Origin of the sequence: Halogeometricum sp. CBA1124 (assembly GCF_009741955.1) — an archaeon.
Lineage (GTDB): Archaea > Halobacteriota > Halobacteria > Halobacteriales > Haloferacaceae > Halogeometricum > Halogeometricum rufum.
Map to the genome: position 1 here is coordinate 1 of NZ_WPCD01000188.1, position 7,018 is coordinate 7,018.

Annotated in this window: 6 protein-coding genes and 3 pseudogenes; 5 read left to right on the top strand and 4 right to left on the bottom strand. The window is 69.8% G+C overall.

Annotated elements, in window-relative coordinates; all coding sequences use genetic code 11:
• Nucleotides 1–149, top strand: a pseudogene (locus GJ632_RS17415) (RNA methyltransferase); the annotation flags it as partial.
• Between the two features lie 30 nt (nucleotides 150–179).
• Here the strand turns inward: GJ632_RS17415 and GJ632_RS17420 are convergent.
• From GJ632_RS17420 to GJ632_RS17430, 4 genes and pseudogenes are all read right to left on the bottom strand, one after another.
• Entirely contained in the window at nucleotides 180–1,424 is a 1,245-nt protein-coding gene (locus tag GJ632_RS17420) for a rhomboid family intramembrane serine protease (RefSeq protein ID WP_231751650.1), read from the bottom strand.
• Entirely contained in the window at nucleotides 1,328–1,768 is a 441-nt protein-coding gene (locus GJ632_RS24125) for a hypothetical protein (RefSeq protein WP_231751651.1), read from the bottom strand. The genes GJ632_RS17420 and GJ632_RS24125 overlap by 97 nt, the downstream gene beginning before the upstream one ends.
• 233 nt (nucleotides 1,769–2,001) lie before the next feature.
• Nucleotides 2,002–2,279 (bottom strand): annotated as a pseudogene (locus GJ632_RS17425) (UPF0058 family protein).
• A gap of 60 nt (nucleotides 2,280–2,339) precedes the next feature.
• Nucleotides 2,340–2,549, bottom strand: coding sequence for a cell surface protein (locus tag GJ632_RS17430; RefSeq protein WP_089806752.1), 210 nt, complete (start codon nucleotides 2,547–2,549; stop codon nucleotides 2,340–2,342).
• A 183-nt stretch (nucleotides 2,550–2,732) separates the two neighbouring features.
• On the opposite strand from GJ632_RS17430, the gene GJ632_RS17435 reads away from it, so the two are divergent.
• The 4 genes and pseudogenes from GJ632_RS17435 to GJ632_RS17450 form a co-directional block, all read left to right on the top strand.
• Nucleotides 2,733–3,326 carry a sulfite oxidase-like oxidoreductase gene (locus tag GJ632_RS17435; RefSeq protein WP_191453618.1) on the top strand — a complete coding sequence of 198 codons (594 nt, stop codon included), beginning with the start codon at nucleotides 2,733–2,735 and terminating at the stop codon, nucleotides 3,324–3,326.
• A gap of 90 nt (nucleotides 3,327–3,416) precedes the next feature.
• Nucleotides 3,417–4,763, top strand: coding sequence for an isochorismate synthase MenF (locus GJ632_RS17440; protein ID WP_191453619.1), 1,347 nt, complete (start codon nucleotides 3,417–3,419; stop codon nucleotides 4,761–4,763).
• A 58-nt stretch (nucleotides 4,764–4,821) separates the two neighbouring features.
• A pseudogene (gene menD / locus GJ632_RS17445) lies at nucleotides 4,822–6,572 on the top strand (2-succinyl-5-enolpyruvyl-6-hydroxy-3-cyclohexene-1-carboxylic-acid synthase).
• A 121-nt stretch (nucleotides 6,573–6,693) separates the two neighbouring features.
• Nucleotides 6,694–7,018 (top strand): hypothetical protein (locus tag GJ632_RS17450; protein WP_197428065.1); only part of this gene is annotated, 325 nt, incomplete at its 3' end.

The following is a 7,018-nucleotide window of genomic DNA, read 5'->3' on the forward strand; positions in this document are numbered from 1 at the left end:
AGGAGTTCGTCGAGGCGTTCGCCGCCGACGAGGGCGGCACGGTGACCCACGCCTTCGAGGCGACGTTCAGCCTCGACCGGCAGTTCGAGTTCCACGACGAGGCGTCCAAGGACATCGACACCGAAGTGTACCGCATCGAGTGGGACTGACGGGCGCGTCGGGAGAACTTCGGCCGCCGGCTACTCGTACCGCTCTTGCTTCGCGATTCGCAGGCGGGTCTCGCCGTACTCGACGAACAGTTTCCGCTCCTCTCTGACGAACGTGAGGCCGTCCAGCGTCGCGGTCCCGTTCTCCGCCGGCAGGCGCGTCGTCACGGACTCGTTGTCGCGTTCGACGCGGACGTAGTAGCCCTGCGGGGCGGGGTCGATGCTGATGTTCCGCCCGCCGACGACGGGGCCGGCCCGCGCGGGGTCCGAGGTGTAGACGACGCGCGCGGTCCCCCGATGGCTCAGGAAGACGCGGTAGGCGGTGTCGCCGTGCGTCGCCACCCAGCCGTCGCGGACGGCGAACACCGTCTCGCGCCAGCCCGGACCGCCGACGAGGACGGGCACCTGCCCGTCGAAGGCGAGTCGTCCCTTCGTGACCGCCGTCGTCCAGATACCGCGGTCGCGACTGCGCACGATGACGCCCGCCGTCTTCACCGCCGTCGTCTCCCCCAGCGCGGAGATCTCGAACGCGGCGGTCATCCCGTTCGTCACGTTCTCCGCGTACGTCACCTCGTAGTCGCGGACGTCTATCTCCGCGCCCGGCAGGTCGTCGTCGTTCGCGGTGTAGAGGTTGTACGGAACCGCGGGTCCGGAGATGACCGCGGCGACGAGGATGAGACAGGCCGCCCCGGCCTGCCACGGGCGGACGGCGAACGCGCCGCCGAGAGTGTCCCGGAGTGCCACCCGGTCGGACCCGACGACGGTGACCGTGACGACGACGGCCAACAGGGCGACGAGGGCCACGCCGACGGCGCGGTAGAGCACGTACGTCTCGCCGCCGCGGTACCAGTAGATGGCCCACATCGACTGCTGGACGCCGAACAGTATCGTCCCGGTCCACAGTCGGAGCGCCGACGGGCGGGCCTCGGGCGCCCGGTTGCGGACGACGGCGAGACCGAGGAGGACGCCGAGGAACAGGCCGAACGCGTGCCCCTGGATGGCGATGTCGGCCCACCACGGCGTCACGTACGCGGGGTGACCGCTAGCGGTGAGTTGCGGCGTCTGGACCGCGTTGTAGACGACGCGGACGACGCGACTCGCGACGAGTGCGACGACCGTCGAGAACGGGTAGTTGACGAGGGCGAACCCCGCGAAGGCGAACACCACGCCCGAGAACCCGATTATCGGGCCGAGGGCGAACGCGGCGGTGAGGAGGCCGACCACGAAGACGGCGGCGGGGAAGACGACGACGCGCGGACGTACGGGTTCGTCCGCCACGACCCGAACGACGTGGTCCCTCGCCTGCGCGGGAAGTGCCCCCACGCGTACTCGGCAAGCGGCGCGAACGCCGCCGTCGCGACGAGGTTCCCGACGAGGTGGCCAGGCCCGTTGTGCGCGAACGCGGCGGTGACGACGCCGAGCGGGTAGAAGTACGACCACGCCCGGAAGGGAATCGTCAGCGGCCGGTACCAGTGCTGGAGGCCGCCCTGCACGAACAGGTAGACGGCGAGGACGCCGACGACGGTGACGACGGACCCCCACGGGACGCCGAAGAGGAAGCGCCGGCGGAGCGCCCTCGCCCACCGCCCGGACGGTCTGTCGGCGAGGTAGACGGCGACCACCGAGAGGACGAACGCGACCAGAAGGGCGACTCCGCTGAACGGTGACCGCCCCCGGAAGTTCCATCGTTGGCGTAATTCGACGGCACGGTTAAGAATCTCTCGCCGGGCGCGAGGCGCCGTCTCGTCCCCTGTCGTCCCACTGACAGTGCCGTCCCAGCGACGAGACGATTCACGCGAGCGACGAAGCGACGGCTACCGGTCGTCTCGGTCGTGTACGGCAGAAAAACCGCGCCTCAGAGCTTCGACTCGGCGTCCTCGGCGAGTTCCTTCATCCGCTTTCCGACCCGGCCGCGTTCGAGAACTCGTCTTCGCTCATCGCCGCCGCGAGCGCGTTTCCGAGGACGAAGACGGCGTGTTTGTGTTCGCTCTTGGACTTGTGGACGTGCGAGGGGTCGACGGCGAGTTGCTCGTAGGGGTCGAACAGTCCCTCGTCGACGTGTTCCTGCGAGGCGAAGTGGTCCTTTATCGTCACCATCTGTTCGTGCAGTTCCAGAAGCTCGTCCTTGTGCATGGGCGTGGGTACGCGAGAGGTCGCTTTAAGGGTTATTGGGTCTGACTGACACGCTCGCGGTCAGAAGACGTACTCGTCCTCGTGACCCATCATCCCGTCGTCTTCGAAGCGGTCGTCCTCGTCCATCGGTCCGCTCGTCTTGAACGCGCGGATACCCGTCGAGAGGAGGTCCTCGATAGCCTCTTCGCGGCTGACGAACTCTCCCTCGTCCACCAGCTGTGCGATCTGCATCTCGAGGTGTTCAGGAACGTTGATTTTGACTTTGGGCATCTGAACGCCCGGGGGTTTGGAGCCGGCTTATTTAACTCCTGCGCCCGACTTTTACCGCTGGACGAACGTCTCCTCGCTCGCCGAAGAAAATCGTTTCCGCGGAGCCAAAAGAGCTTGTCCGAGTCAGTACTCACCGCCCGGGAGAGTCGTCAGCGTTAGGTACGCCGCGACGAACTACCGGGCATGGCCAGAGACGTCACGGGACTCTACCGCGAGTTCGGCGAGGAACGACTCCCACCGGGGCAGCGGGAGACGTCGCGGTTCCCGGTGTTGTCCAAGAGCGGAACGCCCTCGTGGAACCCCGACTCGTGGGCGTTCGAGGTGTGGGGCGCCGTCGACGAGGACCTCACGTTCTCCTACGACGATTTCAAGGACCTGCCCGCGGAGACGCAGACGCAGGACTTCCACTGCGTCACCGGGTGGTCGAAGTTCGACTGCGAGTTCACCGGCGTCACCTTCCCCGCCCTCGCCGAGATGGCGGGCGTCGACGACGAGGCGGTTCACGTCATGTTCCACGCCCTCGACGGCTACACGACGAACCTCCCGCTCGAAGACTGCATGCGAGAGGAGGTCATGTTCGTCTACGAGTACGACGGCGAACCCCTCCCCGACGACCACGGCGGTCCGCTCCGAGTCGTCACGCCGCACAAGTACGCCTACAAGGGCGCCAAGTGGGTGTCGGGCGTCGAGTTCCTCACCGAACCCGAACGCGGTTACTGGGAGAAGCGCGGCTACTCCAACACGGCCGACCCGTGGAACGAAGAGCGGTACAGCTGAATACGGGCCGCTCGCGGGCCGAACGTGCGGAGTCCCGCTCCCGTTCCGGGATAGTCAGGTAAAAGACTGTGGCTTCCTCATCTCCATCAAATGGCATCGCTGCGGACTGACGAGGCGGAGACACACCTCGTCAGCAGGTCGGTTCCCGTGTCGGCACCGTCGTTTCGCGCCGTCCTTCGCGCCGCCGACACACCGCGTACCGTCTGGTCGGCACCCGACGAGGCGACGGTGGTCGGAAGCGGCGCGGCCGCGACGGTGACCGCAGACGGGCCGAGACGGTTCGACCGAATCCGCGAGGCGGCCGAGGACCTGTTCTCCTCGGGCGACGTCCACGCCGGTACCGAGGCGGCCCGCCCGCGCCTGTTCGGCGGGTTCGCCTTCCACGCCGACAGCACGGACGGGTCGCCGTGGGAGGACTTCCCCGGGGCGCGCTTCGTCTTCCCGCGCGTGCAGGTGACCGAGGCCGACAACGGGACGTGGCTCACCGTCAACGCCGTCGGCCCCGACGCCGACGCCGACGCCGTCGAGGAACGCCTCGCCGAGGAACGCGACCGTATCGAGTCGCTCCCGGACCCCGGCCCCCTCGCGGACCCGCCGGGCGTCACCGCCCGCCGACGGACGACGGCCAAGTCCGACTGGAACGCCAGCGTCGAGGCCGCCGTCGAGCGAATCCGCGCGGGCGACCTGCAGAAGGTCGTCCTCGCGCAGGCGCTGGCCGTCGACCTCGCCTCGGAACTGTCGGTGCCGGACGTGCTGGAACGACTCGGCGACGCCTACCCCGACTGCTACCGCTTCCTCGTCGAACCCGAACCCGGGGCGGACCGCGCGCAGGCGTCATTCTTCGGCGCGACGCCGGAGCGACTCGTGACCCTGCGCGGTCGGACCGTCGAGACGGACGCGCTGGCCGGGACGACCGGTCGCGGCGAGACGCCGGCCGAGGACGAGTGGCTGGCGCGCGAACTCGCCGACGACGAGAAGAACGTCCACGAACACGAACTCGTCGCCGAGACCATCCGCGACCAACTGGCGCCGTTCGCCTCCTCCGTCAACGCCGGCGACCGCCGCGTGAAGCGCCTCGCAACTGTCCAGCACCTCTGGACGCCCATCACGGCGACGCTCTCGACGAACGAACACGTCCTCTCGCTGGTGGAGGCGCTCCACCCGACGCCCGCCGTCGGCGGACTGCCGCCCGAACGCGCGCTGGAGACCATCCGCGACACCGAACCGTTCGACCGCGGGTGGTACGCCTCGCCCGTCGGGTGGATCGACGCCGCCGGCTACGGGTCGTTCGCCGTCGCCCTCCGCTCGGCCGTCTCCCGGGACGACACCGCGACGCTGTTCGCCGGCGTCGGCGTCGTCGAGGACTCCGACCCCGACCGGGAGTGGGACGAGGTCCAACTGAAGTACCGCGCCCTCCTCGACGAACTGGAGCGCTGAACCGCCCTCCCTCGCTCACATCGCATCCCTCCGCACCTCACCACACCACGTCTCTCCCATGACCGAACCCAACCGGAACACGCTCTGGGCGCGTAGCCTCGTCGACGAACTCGCGAAGGCCGGTGTCGACGCCGTCTGCATCACGCCCGGCAGTCGCTCGACGCCGCTGACCGAAGCGTTCGCTCGACACGACGACGTGCACGTCTTCTCGCACCTCGACGAACGCTCCGCGGCGTTCTTCGCCCTCGGCCGCGCGCGCCGCACGGGCGACGTGACGCCCCTCGTCTGCACCTCCGGCACCGCGGCGGCGAACTACCACCCCGCGATAGTGGAGGCGTCGCAGGCGCGCGTCCCGATGCTCGTCCTCACGGCGGACCGACCGCCGGAGATTCGCGACTCGGGGGCGAACCAGACCATCGACCAGGAGAAATTGTACGGCGACGCCGTGCGCTGGTACCGGGACCTCGCCGAACCGGAGGCGGCGCCGCGGAAACTCCGGTCGCTCCGGACGACGGCGGCGCGCGCTCTGACGAAGGCGACGGGGACGCCGGCGGGACCGGTCCACCTCAACGTCCCGTTCCGCAAGCCCCTCGAACCGGTCGAGGTGGCGGGCGACGTGCCCGACGACCTGCCCGAACTGGCGGCCGAGGGGCGCGAGGACGCGTTCGTCGCGCGGACCGCGGGCGTGCCGGAGTTGGACGACGACGCCCTCCGCGACCTGGCGGACCGCCTCTCGGTCCCCCGCGGCCTCGTCGTCGCCGGTCCCGCGGACGCCCCCGGCGTCGAGAGCGAGGCGGTGGCGGCGTTCGCCCACGCCACCGGCTTCCCGATTCTCGCGGACCCACTCTCGGGCGCCCGTTACGGCGGACACGTCCGCGTCGCGCCCGTCGTCGGCGGCTACGACGACTTCCTTGACCCCGCGGTGACCGCGTCGTGGCCCGACCCCGACGTGGTGGTCCGGTTCGGCGCCTCGCCCACGTCGAAACCGCTCAGAAAGTACCTCGCCCGCGTCGACGCGGCGCAACTCGTCGTCGACCCCGCCGCGGGGTGGCGCGAGGCGGAGTTCACCGCGACCGACCTCGTCGTCGCCGACCCCTCGCGCCTGATGGGCCGTCTCTCCCGCCTCCTCGCCGGTCCCGGCGACCCCGATTGGCGGAGTCGGTGGACGGACGCGACGCGACCCACGAGTCGGTCCTCGACGAGAGCGACGCGTTCTGCGAGGGCCGCGTCCTCGCCGACGTGTTCGAACTCGCGCCCGACCCGGCGACCGTCTTCGTCTCGAACTCGATGCCCGTCAGGGACGCCGACCGGTTCTGCCCGCCGAGCACGAAGAACCTGACCGTCCTCGGCAACCGCGGCGCGTCCGGCATCGACGGCATCGTCTCCACCGCCCTCGGCGCGGGGTCGGCGACGACGGACGACCTGACCCTCGTCACCGGCGACCTGGCGTACTACCACGACATGAACGGCCTCCTCGCCGTCGGTCGCTCGGAGGTGGACGCGACCATCGTCGTCGTCAACAACGACGGCGGCGGCATCTTCCACATGCTCCCCATCGAACAGTTCGACCCGCCGTTCACCTCGCAGTTCAAGACGCCGCACGGACTGGACTTCGAACCGAGCGCGGACCTGTACGGCCTCTCGTTCGCCCGCGTCGAGGGCGGCGACCGGGCGGGCTTCCGCGAGGCGTACGAGACGGCGACGCGGAGCGAGGGGTCGCACGTCGTGGAAGTCGTCACCGACGCCGAGTCGAGTCACCGCGCCCGCGAGACGCTTCACGACCGGGTCGTCGACGAACTGACGGACTGAACGCGGCCCGACGAGCGTTCGACCCCGCCGTCGCCGGCGCGTCGCCCGAATCTGACATCCGAGTGCTAACTCCTCGCCGCGAGCAAAATCACTTTTCACGGTCCTCCGAGCAGAGTGAGTCGTGTCCGCTGCCCTCCGCACCGGCGTCCGTCTGGGGCTGAACCGCCCCGGGGTGTTCTGCGTCGTCGCCGCCGCACTGACGCTCGAATTCGTCGCTCGCGTCGTCGTCGGCGTCGTCGCGAACCCGCTCTCGGCCGTCCTCCTCCCGCCGTTCCTCGGCGTCCTCGTCCTCGGCGGCGCGTTCCCCGTCGTCCGCGCCGCCGCCGCCGACGAGGAGTCGCCGTGGGTCGCGTTCCCGGCGACGGTCGGCGCGCGGTGGCCGTCGCTCCTGGCGTTCGCCGCCGTCGGCCACCTCCTCGCCGTCGTCGTCGACGACGCGCATCTCC